Origin of the sequence: Stenotrophomonas sp. JAI102 (assembly GCF_013409105.1) — a bacterium.
Taxonomy (GTDB): Bacteria; Pseudomonadota; Gammaproteobacteria; order Xanthomonadales; family Xanthomonadaceae; genus Stenotrophomonas; species Stenotrophomonas maltophilia_AA.
In genome coordinates this window covers 1866051-1881993 of the sequence record NZ_JACCCI010000001.1, presented here as the reverse complement: position 1 = coordinate 1881993, position 15943 = coordinate 1866051, and the positions used below count along the sequence as shown (strand labels likewise).

The window sequence follows — 15943 nt, the reverse complement described above, 5'->3', positions numbered from 1 at the left end:
CCAAGCTACATGGCGATCGCTCAGATCCAGGCTCGTACGGCGGCCCACGCCGGCTCTCGGCACCTAAGCTGCCAGATTCCGAACAGATAAGGCTCATGTCGCGCCATCCATGGCGCTCATGGTCCCGCCAACCCACCCGTGCCCGCCCTTTGACAATGTGCTGGTGCGGAAGGGAAAAGCGGGCTTCCGCGGTGGCTCAGGCAGGCTGCGCAGTCTTCGGGGACCTGGATCGAAACTCTAGAGTTGTTGCGACGATCACAGCCGTTGATGTGGTTGGAGCGTGCGCAATGGTTCGAACATTCGGCGCGATGACAGTGATGGGTCTGATCGGAGCGGTCTGAACGGTCAATGCGATCGGGACGCTCGAGGTAGTCGGCATGGTTGCGTGGGGCAAGCTGCTCGAAATGATCGAAATCCGGTAAGCAGCAGATGCACTGCTCGATGCTAGGTACGCTGCCTTTATTCGCCTTTCCGTGACCACCAGCCAACTGTCGAAGGGCGGGGGTGTGGGGGTTGGCGGGACCGTTGGAGCGGCATGGATGCCGCTCACGAGCCCCCAGGGATGGGTTCACGGCGCGTCCCGCGAACCCCCACACCCCCGACCAGCCCATGGAAGGCCAGCGCTACTGCTTCTGCACCCGCACTACGGCTTCTGCACGGAGAGAAGAACCAACAAAAAACCCGCTGCATGAGCAGCGGGTTTTCGATATTGCCATTAAGTGGTCGATGCGAGGCCAATCAGAACTTGTAGTTCACGCCCAGCATGTAGGTACGGCCCCATTCCACGTATTCCAGCGGGCGGTCCTTCGTGCCGGCGTACGTGCGGTACGGCTCGTTGGTCAGGTTGCTTCCCTGCAGCAGCAGCGTCAGCCCATGCAGACTGCTGCTGTCGGCGAAGGTGTAGCTGACCTGCGCGTCGGTCACGTTCTCACCGACCACATAACGCAGCGTCCGGTTGCCGTTGAAATTGCCGATCTCACCGATGAAGTCCGAACGACGACGCTGGCTCACGCGTGCCTCGAAGCCGCTGCGTTCGTAGTAGGCCGTGAAGTTGTACACGCGCTCGGACAGGCCCGGCAGGCTGATCGGATCGCTGCCCACGCTGGACGCGCTCTCCGGGTCCAGGATCTTGATGTCGCTGTCGTTGAAGGTCGCGCTGGCCTGCACGCCGAAACCACGCAGGCTGTCGGTCAGCATCTCCAGCGGGAACGAGGCGGTCAGCTCCAGGCCCTTCAGCTTGCCACCCTGGCCGTTCTGCGGGGCCGAGAAGGTGCCGGTCGGCAGCAGCGGCACGATCATGCCCGGCGGCAGCACGTAGCTGGCCAGCAGGTCGCTGAAATCGTAGTCATCGCGCGACTGCGTGTAGACGTAGGACTTCAGGTCCTTGAAGAACACCGCGGCGGCCACGTAGGCCTTCTCGCCGAAGTACTTCTCGTACGACAGGTCGATCGCATTGGCGCGCCACGGATCCAGCAGCGGGTTGCCGCCGCTGCCGCCCGGCTTGCCGGTGGCGGTGTCTACGCCGAACTCCAGGCCTGCGCGCATCTGGTCCACGCGCGGGCGTGCGACCTGCTTGGCCACGGCGAAGCGCAGCGTCTGCTGGTGCGGGAACATGAAGGCCAGGTTCAGGCTGGGCAGCCAATCGGTGTAGGTCTTGCCGTCATCGATCGGCAGGATGTTCTGGCCATCGGGACGCGAACGATCAAAGTAGTTGGACTGCGAGCTCTGGTCGGTGCGCACCATCTGCACACCGATGTTGCCGCGCAGGCCCACCTCGCCCAGATCGGTGTTGATGTTGGCGCGGATCCAGGCGGTGCTGGTCTTCTCCTGCACCGTCCACGCCTTGGGAATCAGGTAGTCCAGGTTGGTGACCGGATTGAAGACCATGTAGCGGTCCACCGCAGCCGGGACGTTCCAGGCGGGGATGTAGCCGATGCCGGCGAAGCCGAGGTTGACCGGCGCGTACTGCAGGTCGCTGGCGATGTTGGCATCGCCCTGGTCGCCGAGCAGGATGTTGCCCTCGGCCTGGGTCTTGTCCTTGCGGCGGTCGGCGTAGTTCACGCCCACGTCCACGTCGGAGAACCACGGCAGCGAATCCGGCATCGCGAAGGTGGCCTGCAGGCGGGCGCCCTTCAGGCGATCTTCGACCATCGGCACCTTGCCGTAGCCGGAGCCGTAGATGGTGTTGGTCAGGAACAGCGCGTCCGGGTTGGCGTAGTCCAGGCCCGGGCGGATCTGCGAGAACCCGTCCGGCTTGACCGCCACGCCGACCGAATCCAGCTGCGGCATCGGGGTGAGCTGCAGGTTGTTTTCCAGATTCAGTTCGTTGCGCGTGGCCTTGGAGTAGTTCACGTCGGCGACGACCTTGACGCGCTCGAAGTTGAACTCGTTGTTCCAGCCGAACGCGTCGATCTTGTCCTTGCGCGTGTTGTACATGCCGCGCACCAGCGGATACACGCCGGTCGCCACGCCGCCGGCGAAGGTGCCATCGGCATTGATCTGCGGGTTGGTGATCAGCAGGCCCGGGGTGTAGCCACCGTTGTAGTTGCTGAGGTTGACCTCGAACTGGTTGGCGGTATCGATCTGCTCGGCTTCGGTATGGAACGCATCCAGCGTGCTGGTCCACACATTCGACGGGCGGAACTGTACGGTCGCCATCACGCCGTCGCGCTCGTTGTTGCCGGTGCGGCGCAGCGCCTTGATACCGTCGGAGAACACGGTGCCCGGGGCCAGGCCGGGGCGGTTGCCCTGGTCGGTCTGCTCGGTGGTCCACGGTTCGTACAGGCCGACCTGGTTTTCCTGGATGGGCATGTCGCTGTGCGCGTAGCCGATCGAGATGCCCAGCGTGTTGTCGAGGAACTGGTCGATGTAGCTGGCGCTGAAGCGGTTGCCGTACGGGTCGACATTGGCGGCCTTGCCCAGCGAACTCTTCTGGTAGCGGCCGCTGATCGCGATCACGCGCTCGGCAAAGCTCAGCGGACGCACGGTCTGCATGTCGATGGTGCCGGACAGGCCCTGGCCGACCAGGGCCGCGTCCGGGGTCTTGTACACGGTCACGCCGTTGACCAGTTCCGAGGGGTACTGATCGAACTCGACGCTGCGGTTGTCACCGGTGCTGACCACTTCGCGCCCGTTGAGCAGGGTGGTGGCGAAGTCCGGGGACAGGCCGCGCACGCTGATCACCTGGGCACGGCCGGCGACACGCTGGGCGGCCAGGCCGGGCAGGCGGCCCAGCGATTCGGCGATGCTCACGTCCGGCAGTTTGCCGATGTCTTCGGCCGAGATCGCTTCGACCACCGAGGTGGCGTCCTGCTTGATCGCGATCGCGTTCTCGATGCCGCGGCGGATGCCGGTGACCTGGACGGTGTCCAGATTGGTCGCCGTGGCGCCGGTCGGTGCGGTGGTGGTACTGGATTCGGCGGTCTGCGCCGACGCCATCAACGGCGTCAGGGCGACGGCCAGCGCGAGACTCAGCGCGCTGCGCTTGCGGTTCAACATTTTCCCCTCCCAGGCAATGTTGCCAATCGATTTTTTTGGTTGCCCGGAGGACCCGGGAGCGTCATGGCGCGGTGGCCGTTGACTGCGTGGCTATGGTAGGCAGCGCGCCCACCGCGGGAATCACCCTGCATACGTATTCAATGACGTTGGCCGGATTGGAATCGATTACATCTGCGTCATAGCAGCCGCACCGACGCACGCGCGCCCGGTAGGTGCCGACCGTTGGTCGGCATGCCGCATCCACGCACGGATGCGCCGGCGCCGCGTGCGTCGCCCGACCAACGGTCGGGCGCTACCCGGCGCTGGCTGAGCGACTTACAACGGGGTGAAGCGGATCGCCTGGCCGCCGCCCGGTGCCAGGGTGAGCACCAGCGCGTCGGCGCTGGTGACCTCGCGCGTCTCGCGCACGAAGGCGAACGGGTTGCTGCGGAAGTCGGCGCCGTCTCCATCGCGGTAGATCTCCGCGCGGTAACGCACGCCCGGTTCAAGGAAGCCCAGTGACACCGGCAACACACGGCCGTGTTCGTCGGTGATGCTGCCCAGGAACCAGTCGCGGCTGTGGCGGTCCCTGCGCACGATGGTCACGTAGTCGCCTACCTCGCCGTTGAGCACGCGGGTATCGTCCCAGTCCACTGCCACGTCCTCGATGAAGCGGAACGCCTCACGGTGTTGTTCGTAATGCTCGGGCAGGTCGGCCGCCATCTGGATCGGGCTGTAGATCGTCACGTACAGGGCGAGCTGGCGGGCCAGCGTGCTGGGAATCGCCTGGCCGCCACGGCCCTTCAGGCTCAGGATGCCGGGGGTGTAGTCCATCGGCCCGGACAGCATCCGGGTGAAGACGAGATTGACCTCGTGCTCGGGCGGATTCGGTGGCTGGCCCCAGGCGTTGTACTCCATGCCACGCGCGCCTTCGCGGCTGATCCAGTTCGGGTAGGTGCGGCGCAGGCCGGTGTCCTTGATCGGCTCGTGCGGGTTCACCGCGATGTGCCGTCTGGCCGCCTCCTGCACGACTTTGAGATGGTGGCGGGCCATGAACTGGCCGTCATGCCACTCTCGCCACAACGGCCCACCGGCGGGATTGCGGCGGTCAACCTGGCCGTCATCGCAGACGTAGCCGCTCTTGAACGAGTCCACGCCCAGCCGCGCATACAGGTCCAGCGCCGCGCCAAGTTGATCTTCGTAGTGCTCGATCACACACCCCGTTTCGTGGTGGCCGATCAGGTGCACGCCCTTCTTCGCGCCGTAGGCGGACAGCGCTTCGATGTCGAAATCGGGCGTGGGCCGGGTGAAGTCGAACGCATAGCCATTGCCAACCCAGTCGCCATCCCAGCCCGGATTCCAGCCTTCCACCAGCACGCCGCGGAAGCCATGCCTGGCGGCATAATCGATCACGCGCCTGGTTTTCGCCGTGGTCGCGGCATGTCGCGGGCCGGTCGCCCAGCTTTCCTTGTCCAGGTGCATCGACCACCACACGCCCAGGTACTTGGAGGGCTTCACCCAGCTGACGTCCCCGAGCACGTTGGGCTCGTTGAGGTTGAGGATCAGGCTGGACTCGACCAGTCCGCCGGCGGTGTCGCTGATCTGCAGCGTGCGCCACGGGGTATCGAACGGCAGGCTCCGTCGCACCTTCCAGCCCTCGGCCGAGGGCGACAGCTGCGCGCGCAGGCGCTGGCCCTCGGTGCGGCGCAGCCACATGCCGGCGTAGTCCACCAGCGCGGCTTCGTGGATGGAAACATGCAGGCCATCGCGGCTGCGCAGCGTCATCGGCGTGTGGGCGAGCGGCACCTGGTCCAGCGGGGTGCGCTGGTAGAGATTCGTAGTGAATCGGCTCACCGGCCGGAATCCACCAGGCGGTGGAGGCCGGGGCGATCGCGAACTCGGTCAGCTCATCGTCGATGATCGCCTCGCGCATGCCCGGCTGCTGCGGGAAGTGGTAGCGGAAGCCCAGGCCGTCGTCATAGACCCGGAACACCACATCGATGCGACGCTTGGCGCCGCTGCGCTCGGCCAGCTGCACCACCACTTCGTTGAAATGATTGCGGGTCAGCCGGCGCTCGCCCCACGGCTGCTCCCAGGTCTCATCGACGCTGCGCGACTGCTGGCCGAGCACGGCGAGATCACGGTCCAGCCGGCCGTCGCGGAGCTGGAAGCCGAGCCTGGAGCTGTCCACCACGGCCTCGCCGAAGCGTTCGACCCGGTAGCTGGGGGTGCCGCCGTCCAGTTGCAGTGATACGCGCAGCACCTTGCCGGGTGACGCGACGCTGGCCACGGTGACCGGCCCGGCAACCGCGGTGGCGCTGAACGCGCAGAGGATCCAGCCCAGCAGGGACAGGCGACGACGTGCGCAACGTCCGTCCGTTGGATACGACAGTGACGGCATTTCCCCTCCCAAGGTGGCCGAAAACACACCGGGACTATAGCGACGCCCTCACGCCTGCCGGCCGCCGTGCCGATGAATACGTATGCAGATCGATGCAGGCTGCGGTGCGCCGTCTACCATGGGGCCAAGGCACCCTGGGAGGGGGCCGCGAGCGCATCGCCGCGAGGCGGTGCGGACCTACAACGCGAGCAAAGGGGAGGGAGGCAACGGGCGCGAGCCGGTTCGCCACTTCGATGCTGAAGATGATCTGCCTGACCGCCGCCCTCGGGGCAGCGATGGGGTCCACCGCGGGCGCGGCGGACCTGGATTTCGATGGTCGCCATGCGCGCGCCGAAACCGCCGCTGCGGGTGGCTATCGTCTGCATGCGCCGCAGGGCGAGGTGCGCGTCAGTGCGCAGCCGATGCGCAGCGAGACCGCGAGCGTGCTGTTCGATGCGCTGTTCGGGCTGGCCCAGCAGGAGATGGCCGACGACCGCGTGGATGCGATCCGCGACCCGGCCTTCAATCACGGCAAGCCGGTTCCCTGCGCGTGTTTCCAGACCGGCGAGCGCTGGCCCTATGTGTGGACGCGCGATGTCAGCTTCGCCGCCGATCTGGCGTTGTCGCGTCTGGATCCCGTGCGTACGCGGCAGTCGCTGCAGTTCAAGCTGTCCACGGCGCGCGATGGGCACACGCCGGGTCTGTTCGTGGCGCAGGACACCGGCTCCGGTGGCAGCTGGCCGATCAGCAGCGACCGCGTGGTCTGGTTCCTGGCCGCACGCGGGCTGCTGGATGACGCGGCATTCGCCGACCAGGTCTGGCAGGCGCTGCAGGCCACCCTGGCGCAGGATCGCGAGGCGGTGTTCGATGCACGGATCGGCCTGTATCGCGGCGAGACTTCGTTCCTGGATTGGCGCGAGCAGACCTATCCGGACTGGACCCGCGAGGACGTGCGCTTCATCGGCGAATCCTTCGCGCTGTCCACCAATGTGCTGCACTACGAAGCGCTGCGCCTGGCCGAACAGTTGGCCCGCCAGCACGGCGATGCACGCGCTGCCACGTACGGCCAATGGGCGGATGCGCTGGCCCGCCAGATCGACGCGCGTTTCTGGCGCGAGGATGCCGGACAGTACATGAGCTACATCGGCGAGGCGGCGCACCCGGTGCCGTACGCCAAGTACGACCTGCTCGCGTTGTCGCTGGGGGTGCTGGCCGATGTGCTCCCGGCCGATCGCGCACGGCGCGCGCTGGCGAACTACCCAGCCGTGGCCGGTGGCAGCCCGGTCGTCTGGCCGCAGGAAGCGCAGCAGCCGATTTACCACAACCGCGGCATCTGGCCCTTTGTCAGCGCGTACTCGCTGCGTGCGGCGCGGCGGCTGGACGATGCCCCGCGCATCGCCATGGAGATCGAGTCGCTGATGCGCGGCACCGCGCTGGCCGGCTCGAACATGGAGAACTATGAGATGCGCACGCTGGCCGTGCATGTCGATGAAGGCGTGCTCAGCGGTCCGGTGGTCAATTCGCCGCGCCAGCTGTGGTCGGTGGCCGGTTATCTCTCGATGGTGCTGGAAGGTGTGTTCGGCGTGGAAGACGATGGCCGCATCGCGCCGAAGCTGCCGGTGTCACTGGTGCCGACGTTGTTCGGCGAGCGCGACCGCATCCGCCTGGACGATGGCAAGCAGCGTTACGTGCTGGTGCGGCCGAAGCAGGTCGCCGGCGAACTGCTGGTGGCGGGCGCCATCCAGCGCGACGGCACTACCACCACGGTGCAGCTGGTCCCGTTGGCGGGTCGTGCGGCGATGCCGTCGCCGGCGATTGTCCGCCCGGCAGCCGTCTTCGCCCCGGCCACCCCCGCCGCACCTGTGCCTCGCGAGACCACGGCAGGCTGGCAGATCCCGGTGCCCGCCGATCATGTGCTGTGGCGCGACGGCCAGACGCTGTCGCCCACAGGGGGTATCGCCACGATTGCCCGGGACGGCGCCAGCCATTGCCTGAGCCTGACCCGCCGAGAGGGCGCGCTGGAATCGCTGCACAGCCCAATGACCTGCGTCGGTCCGCAGCAGGTGCTGGCCGGTGCCACGCACTGGCAGTGGACCGCACCGAGCGCCGGCCGCTGGCGTGCGCGCCTGCGCTATGACAATCCGAACGGCCCGATCAACACTGGCGTGACCGCGGCGGTAAAGACCTTGGTGCTGCAGTGCCAGGGGCAGCCCGACCAGCGCCGTCCGGTGGTGATGCCGCACAGCGTGGGCGAGCAGGACTCCACGGCGGTCGAGTTCGAGGCACCGGCGGGTAGCTGCCGAATCGCGCTGGAGGAGGGCTTCAACATGAGCGCGCTGACCCACTTCGCGCAGTACAACGGTGGCAAGGGCGGCAGGGACGGTGTGCTCAACGAGGCGCACGTGTCCGCGCTGACCCTGATGCCGGTGGCTGTGTCGCTGGAGCCGCGCCAATGAGCCGTACGCCCAAACCGACCCTGTCGTTCTGGCAGATCTGGAACATGTGCTTCGGCTTCCTCGGCATCCAGTTCGGCTTCGCGCTGCAGAACGCCAATGCCAGCCGCATCTTCGAGACGCTGGGCGCACCGATGGATGCCGTGCCCGGGCTGTGGATCGCCGCACCACTGACCGGGCTGCTGGTGCAGCCGGTGATCGGCTACCTGTCCGACCGCACCTGGACGCGCTGGGGCCGCCGCCGTCCGTTCTTCATGATCGGTGCGGTGCTGACCACGCTCGCCCTGCTGGTGATGCCGAATTCGCCCACGCTGTGGATCGCCGCTGGCACGCTGTGGGTGCTGGATGCCTCGATCAATGTATCGATGGAACCGTTCCGCGCGTTTGTCGGCGATCAACTCGCTCCGCGCCAGCGGCCGACCGGCTTCGCCATGCAGAGCTTCTTCATCGGCATCGGTGCGATCGTCGCCAGCTTCCTGCCGTTCATCCTGGCCCACTTCGGCGTCGCCAACACGGCGGCCGCGGGGCAGGTGCCCGATACCGTGCGCTACGCGTTCTACTTCGGCGCGGCGGTGCTGCTCGCGGCGATCACCTGGACCGTGGTCAGCACCCGGGAATACTCGCCGGACGAGCTGGTCCGCTTCGATGACGCCGAGCCGGCCGCCGTGCACCAGAGTGCGCGCGTGGCCGGACCGCCCCCGTGGGCGCAGATCGGCGGCTGGGTGGCGGTGGGTATCGTGCTGGCCGCAGCCATCGCGGCGCGGCAGGGCGACCGCATGCTGTACGTGCTGGCCGGCCTGTGCATCGCCTATGGCGTGCTGCTGGGCATCGCGCGCTGCGTGCCGGGGCCGCACATGCTGGCGACCATCGTCGACGACCTGCGTGCGATGCCGCGCACCATGCGCCGCCTGGCCTGGGTGCAGTTCTTCTCCTGGTTCGCGCTGTTCGCAATGTGGATCTACACCACGGCCGCCGTCGCCGGCACCCACTTCGGCTCGACCGATACCGCCTCGGCCGCGTACAACGAAGGCGCCAACTGGGTTGGCGTGCTGTTCGGTGCCTACAACGGGTTCGCTGCGCTGGCGGCGTTGCTGATCCCGCTCATGGTGCGCGCACTGGGCCTGCGCTGGAGCCACCTGGTCAACCTGTGGCTGGGTGGACTGGGCCTGATCTCGATGCTGTTCATCCGCGACCCGCATTGGCTGCTGCTGTCGATGGTCGGCGTCGGCTTCGCCTGGGCCTCCATCCTGTCGCTGCCGTATGCGCTGCTGTCCGACAGCGTGCCGGCGGCGAAGATGGGCATCTACATGGGCCTGTTCAATTTCTTCATCGTGATTCCGCAGCTGGTCGCGGCCAGTGCGCTCGGCTTCCTGCTGCGCGCGTGGCTCGGTGGCGATCCGATGCACGTGCTCGCACTCGGGGGCGGCAGCCTGCTGCTGGCCGGCCTGTGCGTGCTGCTCGTGCCATCCCAACAGGAGAGTGTCTGATGTCCCGGTATTCGTCGTTGCCGCTGGCCCTGTCGTTCGCGCTGTCGGCCAGCCCCGTCCTGGCCGTCGAGCGCCCGGACTATGTCGGCACGCGCGAGCCCTTCGCCAGCCAGGCGGTCTACTTCGTGGTGACCGACCGCTTCGTCAACGGCGATCCGTCCAACGACCACCGTGACCAGGGCGGCGCGCATCCCACGTTCAATATCCCGGTGCCGTGCCCGGACAAGGTGGACGGCAACATCGGCTACCTCGGCGGTGACTTCAAGGGCGTGCTCGACAACGCCGCGTACATCCGCAACCTCGGCTTCGGTGCGGTGTGGATCACCCCGATCATCGACAACCCGGACCAGGCCTTCACCGGCAGCAAACCGATCAGCTGCACCAGCACGCTGACCGACCGCGGCAAGACCGGCTACCACGGCTACTGGGGCGTCAACTTCTACACGCTCGACGAGCATCTGCCGAGCAAGGGCCTGGACTTCGCCGCCTTCACCCGTGGCCTGCACGCCGCCGACCTGAAGGTGGTGCTGGATATCGTCGGCAACCATGGTTCGCCCGCGTGGACGATGCCGGTGGCGCAGCCACAGTTCGGCCAGATCTTCGACAAGGGCGGCCGGTTGATCGCCGATCACCAGAACCTGCCGCCGCAGCAGCTGGACCCGGCGCATAACCCGCTGCATGCCTTCTACAACAGCATTGGCCCGGTCGACGGCAAGAACGGCTCGATCTTCGACGGCAACCTCGCCGAGCTGTCCGACTTCAACGAGCACAACCCGGCGGTGATGGACTACCTGGTCGGCGCGTACCTGCAGTGGACCGCGCAGGGCGTGGATGCGTTGCGCATCGACACCATTGGCTGGCTGCCGCACCCGTGGTGGCATGCGTTCGTCAATCGCATCCGCGCCGAGCACCCCGGCATGTTCATGTTCGGCGAGGCATTCGACTACGACGCGGGCAAGATCGCCGAGCACACCTGGCCGGCCAACGCGAACGTCAGCGTGCTGGATTTCCCGCTGCGCGGCGCATTGTCGTCGGTGTTCGGAAAAGAGCAGAAGGGCTTCGAGACCCTGGCCGAGCCGCTGCACCTGCTCGACGGGCCGTATGCCAATCCGTACGAGCTGATGAGTTTCTACGACAACCACGACATGGCGCGGCTGGATGCCAACGATGCCGGGTTCATCGATGCCCACAACTGGCTGTTCACCGCGCGCGGCATCCCGGTGCTCTACTACGGCTCGGAAACCGGCTTCATGCGCAGCCGCGCCGAGCACGCCGGCAACCGCGCCTACTTCGGGCAGGAGCGCGTCAACGACGCGCCGAAGAGCCCGATCTTCGCGCCGCTGCAGCGCATCGCCAGACTGCGTGAGGCCACGCCGGCCCTGCAGCGCGGCCTGCAGGTCAACGAGCGCCTGCAGGGCGATGAAGCGGTGTTCTTCCGCGTGCTGCAGCAGGGCGATACCGCGCAGACCGCACTGGTGCTGCTCAACAAGGGTGATACGGCGCGCTCCATCGAGGTCCGCCGCTACCTGCAGGCCGGTACCTGGCGCGACGCGCTGGGCGGTGCCAGCCAGACGGTGACGGGATCGCTGACCGCCGAGGTGCCCGCACACGGCGTGCGCGTGTTCGTGCTGGATGCGCAGGTCGAGCAGACGGCGCTGCAGCAGCAGTTGAAGGCGGCGGTCGACGATCAGCGTGCACGCACCAGGCGCCTGGCGAAGTAGCCGGAGCGTGCTCGGCCCGCCGCACTGCGGTGGCCCGGGCACTACAATCGGGTCCGCGACCGCGCAGTGCGGTCCTTCCGGGTCCGCTGTCCATGTCACGCCTGTCCCTGCACCACGCAACGCCCGATGATGCCGAGCGCCTGTTCCACCTGATGCAGTTCTACTACTTCGAGGCCTCGGCCTGGAGTGGAGAAGCGGTGCGTCCGGACGGCCTCTTCGATTGTGACCGCAGCGATGTCGAGTCGTCCCTGCGCGATGACCCGCAGTGGGCACGGTTGCTGTTCGTCGACGACGCGCTCGCCGGGTTCGTGCTGGTGGACCAGGTGGAGCGGGAAGGGCGCCACTATCCCGAGCTGGCCGACCTCTTCGTGCTGCCCACGTACCGGCGGCAAGGCCTGGCCGCGCATGTGGTCAAGGAACTGGTCCGCCCCGGCGACGGGCAATGGCTGCTCGCGGTGTTCCGCGGCGACGTGACCGCGCATGCCTACTGGCTGCGGACGCTGCCACGTCTCGGCCTGCCGCATGTCGCGCTGGCCGAGGAGGACGCGACCTTCCACCTGTTCCTGATCGGCGCCCCCGCGCGCGGGTAGTGCCGGCGGCTGGCCGGCTCCCGGTCACCCCGCGGGTACAATGAGGGATCCCCCGTATCCCTGCATTCCATGAACGACGCCGCCCCCCAGACCCCGATCGAAACGCTGCTCAAGACCGCGATGGACGGTCAGTTGCCGATCGGCCTGTTCATGAAGGCCTTCGTCGCCTCCGAGGTGGTGCTGCTCACCGGCAGCCTGGTGACCCCGGACGGCAGCGGTTTCGATCCGCTGCTGTTCGACAAGCAGGGCGTGCTGCACGTGGCGGTGTTCACCGATATGTGCCGCGTCGGCTTCCACAGCCAGCAGGCCCCGCACACGATCCGCATGCTGATGCTGGAAGTGCTCAAGCGCGTGCCCGGCGGCTACGGCGTGGTGATCAATCCGGGTACCTCGCTGGGCTTTGAGATCTCGCCGTCGGGCGTCGGCGAAATCCTCAAGGACTTCGCCGACGGCCCGCGCTGACGGGGCTGCCTTTGGCAGCAGGCCTAGCGTTGTTTCCGGCGCCAATATCCGGCGATCCATGACAGGCTCACGCAGCCAACACCCGCCATCATCCAGCCGACGGCTGCGGTCCCCGCCGCCTGCTCGATCGCACGCCCCCATTCCGGCCCGAACAGGGTGCCCACTGCCAGAACGGCGATGGCCAGCACGGCCAGCAGCACCCGCGACACCCAGCGCTCGATGCCGGCGTCATGGCAGGCGATGCGCAGGGCGACCTCGCGGGCGAAGCGCATCGGCGGCCCGCGCTGTGGTGCGGAGGCGATCGCCTCGGCGATGCGCAGGTAGTCGACGTCGTCCGGGCCGGCGCGCTGGCCGCTTAGGGCGGCGCGCAGGCCACGTTCCTGGGCCTGCCATTCCTCGGGGTCGATCCGGGGCTCGTCTGCGGTGCTCATGCGGGCACTCCAATACGGGATTCCAGCAGCTCGCGTAGTCGCTTGCGGCTGCGGAACAGGTGGCTCTTGATGGTGCCTTCGGCCAGGTCGGTCAGGGTGGCGATCTCAGCGATGGAGATCTCTTCCAGATGATAGAGCGTGAGCAGGGTGCGCTGCAGCGGCGGCAACGCGTCGATCGCGGCGTGCAGATGGGCGTTGATGTCCTGCTCGCTGGTGTGCGCCTCCAGATCGTGGCCGTCGCCGATCTGGTCGATCAACGCGGCACCGTCTTCGGTCACGCTGTTGTCCACCAGCGGAATGCGGCGCCGCTCCAGGTGGCGCCTGGCGATCGAATAGGCGACCTGCGCCACCCAGGATTTCAGTGCGCTCTCGCCGCGGTACTGATGCAGCGTCTGATGGATGCGAAGGAACGCTTCCTGGCACAGCTCACGGGTGTCGTCCGGATGGCGGACCATGCGGTCGACCACGCGCCAGCACAGTCCTTGGTACTCGCGCACCAGCTGCTCGAAGGCTCCGGGCTGTCGCGACAGAATGGCGGCGACCAGGGCACGGTCGGCGTCGAGGCAGTCGGCAGGGGTGGGCGGCGCGCGCATGTCCCATAGGGATACGTCGAGTGCGCCATCGGTTGCAACCGGGGGCCGTGCAACCGATCCCGTCCCGGCCGTATCTCAGTGGACAAGCCCCTCCTCAACGGAACGTACGCACCATGGATTACAACCTGATTCTGCCCGTCGTCCTGATCCTCGGCATCGTGTATGCCATCAAGAGCGTGGTCGACGGCCACACCCGGCGGCGGATCGTCGAAGCCCGCGGCTCGGAAGAGCTGGTGCGCTCGCTGCTGGCCGGCGACACCACCAAGCGGCGGCTGGCCGCGCTGCACTGGGGCTGCGTGATGCTGGCCCTGGCGCTCGGTTTCGGGCTGGTGGATGTCCTCGGCATCGACCGGGTCACGCCCGGGGCGATCGCGCTGCTGCTCGGTGCGACCGGGCTGGGCAATGTCGTGTACTTCGTGCTGGATCGTCGCTTGAAATAAGCCGACAGCGGTGGATGCTCAGCCGCGCAGCGAGGATTCCCGCAGCACCTGCTTCACCGCGATGCTCTGGCCTTCCACCGGCTGGCCTTCGATCAGTGCCAGCAGCTTTTCCACCAGCAGGTGCCCGGCCTGCTTGGTGTCCTGCTGCACGGTGGACAGCGGCGGGGACACCGAGGCGGCCAGCGGGATGTCATCGAAACCGGTGACGGCCACGTCCTCCGGGACGCGCAGCCCATGTTCGCGCAGGGCACGCATCGCGCCGATCGCGATCAGGTCGCTGGCCGCGCACAGCCCATCGATACGCTCGCCGCCTGCCAACAGCGCCTGGCAGGCATCGAAGCCGGACTGCTCGGTGGTGATCGCATCGTGCTGCAATGAAGGCTCGGCGGTCAGGCCGCGCACCCGCATCGCCTCGACGTGGCCGCGGTAGCGCTGCTCGAATTCGGGATAGTGGCTGGAGGCATGGCCGACGAAGGCGATCCGGCGGCAGCCCTGGTCGAGCAGGTGGGCGGTGATGTCGAACCCGCCCTGGAAATTGTCGCTGCCGATCGAGACACCCGGCTGGTCGGGCAGGGACGCCCCCCAGCGCACGAAATGGGTGCCTTGCTCGACCAGCCGCTGCAGGCGCTCGCGCGACTCGTGGTAGTCGCCGTAGCCGAGCAGGATGATGCCGTCGGCCTTGTTGCTGTCCTCGTAATCGGCCTGCCAGTCGGTGGACAGCTGCTGGAAGGAGACCAGCAGGTCGTAGCCGCGCAGCGCGCAGGCGCGCGTGATCGAGCCCAGCATGGCGTGGAAGAACGGGTTGATCAGCGAGTCGTCGTTGGTCGGGTCCTCGAAGAACAGCAGGGCCAGCGTGCCGGCATTGCGCAGGCGCAGGCTGGAGGCGTTCTTGTCGACCTTGTAGTTCAGCTCCCGGGCGATGGCCAGGATCCGCTGCCGGGTCTCGGCATTGACCATCGGGCTGCCGCGCAGCGCCCGCGACACCGTCGGCTGGGAGACGCCGGCCAGGTGGGCGATATCGAGGGAGGTGGCTTTACCGCGGATGGTCATTGCTGCAGGCGTGGGAACAGTGAAGGGACATCATGCCATGCGCCGCCAGGGGCGGGCCGGGCGGAGGGAGGGCCCCCGCGCCAGCGGGCGGTGGGCTGCGGGCCCAACCGCCGTCACCCTTGCGGCATATGGCTCGAGCAGGTTTCCGGTCGCTTCCGGCCGGAATTCCGACAGGGCCGGGGACGATGGCAATGATAAGATGGGCCGTTCTGGATTCCCCCAATTTCACCTGGGGCGGCCCCGCGTCTCTGCAGCCTGTCCGGGGCTGTGATATGACTGCGGCCTGCCCTCGGACAACGGAAGAGCAACCCTATGGCGCGCGGCATCAATAAAGTCATCCTGGTCGGCAACCTCGGCAACGACCCGGACGTGAAGTACACCCAGGGCGGTATGGCGATCACCCGCATCAGCCTGGCCACCACCAGCGTCCGCAAGGACAAGGATGGCAACCAGCAGGAGCGCACCGAATGGCACCGCGTGGTGTTCTTCGGCAAGCTCGGCGAAATCGCCGGCGAATACCTGCGCAAGGGCAGCTCGGTCTACGTCGAAGGCAGCCTGCGTTACGACAAATACACCGGCCAGGACGGCGTGGAGAAGTACTCCACCGACATCATCGCCGATGAGATGCAGATGCTCGGCGGCCGTGAAGGTGGCGGTGGCGGTGCTGGCGGTGCTGGCGGCGAACGTCCGCAGCGCGCGCAGGCCCCGCGCCAGGAGTACGGTGGTGGTGGTGGTGGCGGTGGTCAGCGCGGCGGCGGTGGTGGTGGCTACGGCCAGCAGCGCCCGCAGCAGCAGGCACCGCAGCAGTCGGCGCCGCCGATGGACGACTTCGCTGATGACGACATTCCGTTCTGATTCC

11 protein-coding genes and 1 pseudogene are annotated in these 15943 nt (G+C 67.2%); 7 read left to right on the top strand and 5 right to left on the bottom strand.

What is annotated here, in order from left to right:
* Window positions 1–738: 738 nt before the first annotated feature.
* Window positions 739–3498, bottom strand: a complete 2760-nt coding sequence (locus HDC96_RS08710) for a TonB-dependent receptor (protein WP_179459557.1) — start codon at window positions 3496–3498, stop codon at window positions 739–741.
* Window positions 3499–3813: 315 nt separating this feature from the next.
* Window positions 3814–5878, bottom strand: a pseudogene (locus HDC96_RS08705) (glycoside hydrolase family 97 protein).
* A 233-nt stretch (window positions 5879–6111) separates the two neighbouring features.
* Between HDC96_RS08705 and HDC96_RS08700 the strand changes: the two are divergent.
* The 5 genes from HDC96_RS08700 (at window position 6112) to HDC96_RS08680 (ending at window position 12570) form a co-directional block, all read left to right on the top strand.
* Complete coding sequence (locus HDC96_RS08700; RefSeq protein ID WP_179459556.1) at window positions 6112–8313, top strand: Six-hairpin glycosidase-like protein; 2202 nt, start codon at window positions 6112–6114, stop codon at window positions 8311–8313.
* Window positions 8310–9797 carry an MFS transporter gene (locus tag HDC96_RS08695; protein ID WP_179459555.1) on the top strand — a complete coding sequence of 496 codons (1488 nt, stop codon included), beginning with the start codon at window positions 8310–8312 and terminating at the stop codon, window positions 9795–9797. Before HDC96_RS08700 ends, HDC96_RS08695 begins: the two co-directional genes overlap by 4 nt.
* Window positions 9797–11518, top strand: a complete 1722-nt coding sequence (locus HDC96_RS08690) for an alpha-amylase family glycosyl hydrolase (protein ID WP_179459554.1) — start codon at window positions 9797–9799, stop codon at window positions 11516–11518. The genes HDC96_RS08695 and HDC96_RS08690 overlap by 1 nt, the downstream gene beginning before the upstream one ends.
* Before the next feature lie 92 nt (window positions 11519–11610).
* A complete protein-coding gene (locus HDC96_RS08685) occupies window positions 11611–12108 on the top strand; it encodes a GNAT family N-acetyltransferase (RefSeq protein ID WP_179459553.1) in 498 nt (165 codons plus the stop codon).
* A 69-nt stretch (window positions 12109–12177) separates the two neighbouring features.
* Window positions 12178–12570: an SseB family protein gene (locus HDC96_RS08680; RefSeq protein ID WP_179459552.1), complete on the top strand. Its 393-nt coding sequence runs from the start codon at window positions 12178–12180 to the stop codon at window positions 12568–12570.
* A 23-nt stretch (window positions 12571–12593) separates the two neighbouring features.
* On the opposite strand, the gene HDC96_RS08675 is transcribed toward HDC96_RS08680, so the two are convergent.
* Together HDC96_RS08675 and HDC96_RS08670 are read right to left on the bottom strand one after the other, a co-directional pair.
* The gene (locus tag HDC96_RS08675; RefSeq protein WP_179459551.1) at window positions 12594–13001 is read right to left on the bottom strand and encodes a hypothetical protein; all 408 of its coding nucleotides are present in this window, start codon (window positions 12999–13001) and stop codon (window positions 12594–12596) included.
* Window positions 12998–13594 carry a sigma-70 family RNA polymerase sigma factor gene (locus tag HDC96_RS08670; RefSeq protein WP_179459550.1) on the bottom strand — a complete coding sequence of 199 codons (597 nt, stop codon included), beginning with the start codon at window positions 13592–13594 and terminating at the stop codon, window positions 12998–13000. The genes HDC96_RS08675 and HDC96_RS08670 overlap by 4 nt, the downstream gene beginning before the upstream one ends.
* A 113-nt stretch (window positions 13595–13707) precedes the next feature.
* Here HDC96_RS08670 and HDC96_RS08665 point away from each other — a divergent pair, with 113 nt between their 5' ends.
* Window positions 13708–14034 (top strand): hypothetical protein, encoded by a 327-nt coding sequence (locus tag HDC96_RS08665; protein ID WP_176990115.1) that lies wholly within the window; start codon window positions 13708–13710, stop codon window positions 14032–14034.
* An 18-nt stretch (window positions 14035–14052) separates the two neighbouring features.
* On the opposite strand, the gene HDC96_RS08660 is transcribed toward HDC96_RS08665, so the two are convergent.
* Entirely contained in the window at window positions 14053–15084 is a 1032-nt protein-coding gene (locus HDC96_RS08660; RefSeq protein WP_179459549.1) for a LacI family DNA-binding transcriptional regulator, read from the bottom strand.
* Between the two features lie 312 nt (window positions 15085–15396).
* Between HDC96_RS08660 and HDC96_RS08655 the strand changes: the two genes are divergently transcribed.
* A complete protein-coding gene (locus tag HDC96_RS08655; RefSeq protein ID WP_179459548.1) occupies window positions 15397–15939 on the top strand; it encodes a single-stranded DNA-binding protein in 543 nt (180 codons plus the stop codon).
* Window positions 15940–15943 lie beyond the last annotated feature (4 nt).

Bases quoted from the DNA above. Each gene is read 5' to 3' on its own strand.
- HDC96_RS08710 (WP_179459557.1), bottom strand. From the start codon at position 3,498: ATGTTGAACCGCAAGCGCAGCGCGCTGAGTCTCGCGCTGGCCGTCGCC.
- HDC96_RS08700 (WP_179459556.1), top strand. From the start codon at position 6,112: ATGCTGAAGATGATCTGCCTGACCGCCGCCCTCGGGGCAGCGATGGGG.
- HDC96_RS08695 (WP_179459555.1), top strand. From the start codon at position 8,310: ATGAGCCGTACGCCCAAACCGACCCTGTCGTTCTGGCAGATCTGGAAC.
- HDC96_RS08690 (WP_179459554.1), top strand. From the start codon at position 9,797: ATGTCCCGGTATTCGTCGTTGCCGCTGGCCCTGTCGTTCGCGCTGTCG.
- HDC96_RS08685 (WP_179459553.1), top strand. From the start codon at position 11,611: ATGTCACGCCTGTCCCTGCACCACGCAACGCCCGATGATGCCGAGCGC.
- HDC96_RS08680 (WP_179459552.1), top strand. From the start codon at position 12,178: ATGAACGACGCCGCCCCCCAGACCCCGATCGAAACGCTGCTCAAGACC.
- HDC96_RS08675 (WP_179459551.1), bottom strand. From the start codon at position 13,001: ATGAGCACCGCAGACGAGCCCCGGATCGACCCCGAGGAATGGCAGGCC.
- HDC96_RS08670 (WP_179459550.1), bottom strand. From the start codon at position 13,594: ATGCGCGCGCCGCCCACCCCTGCCGACTGCCTCGACGCCGACCGTGCC.
- HDC96_RS08665 (WP_176990115.1), top strand. From the start codon at position 13,708: ATGGATTACAACCTGATTCTGCCCGTCGTCCTGATCCTCGGCATCGTG.
- HDC96_RS08660 (WP_179459549.1), bottom strand. From the start codon at position 15,084: ATGACCATCCGCGGTAAAGCCACCTCCCTCGATATCGCCCACCTGGCC.
- HDC96_RS08655 (WP_179459548.1), top strand. From the start codon at position 15,397: ATGGCGCGCGGCATCAATAAAGTCATCCTGGTCGGCAACCTCGGCAAC.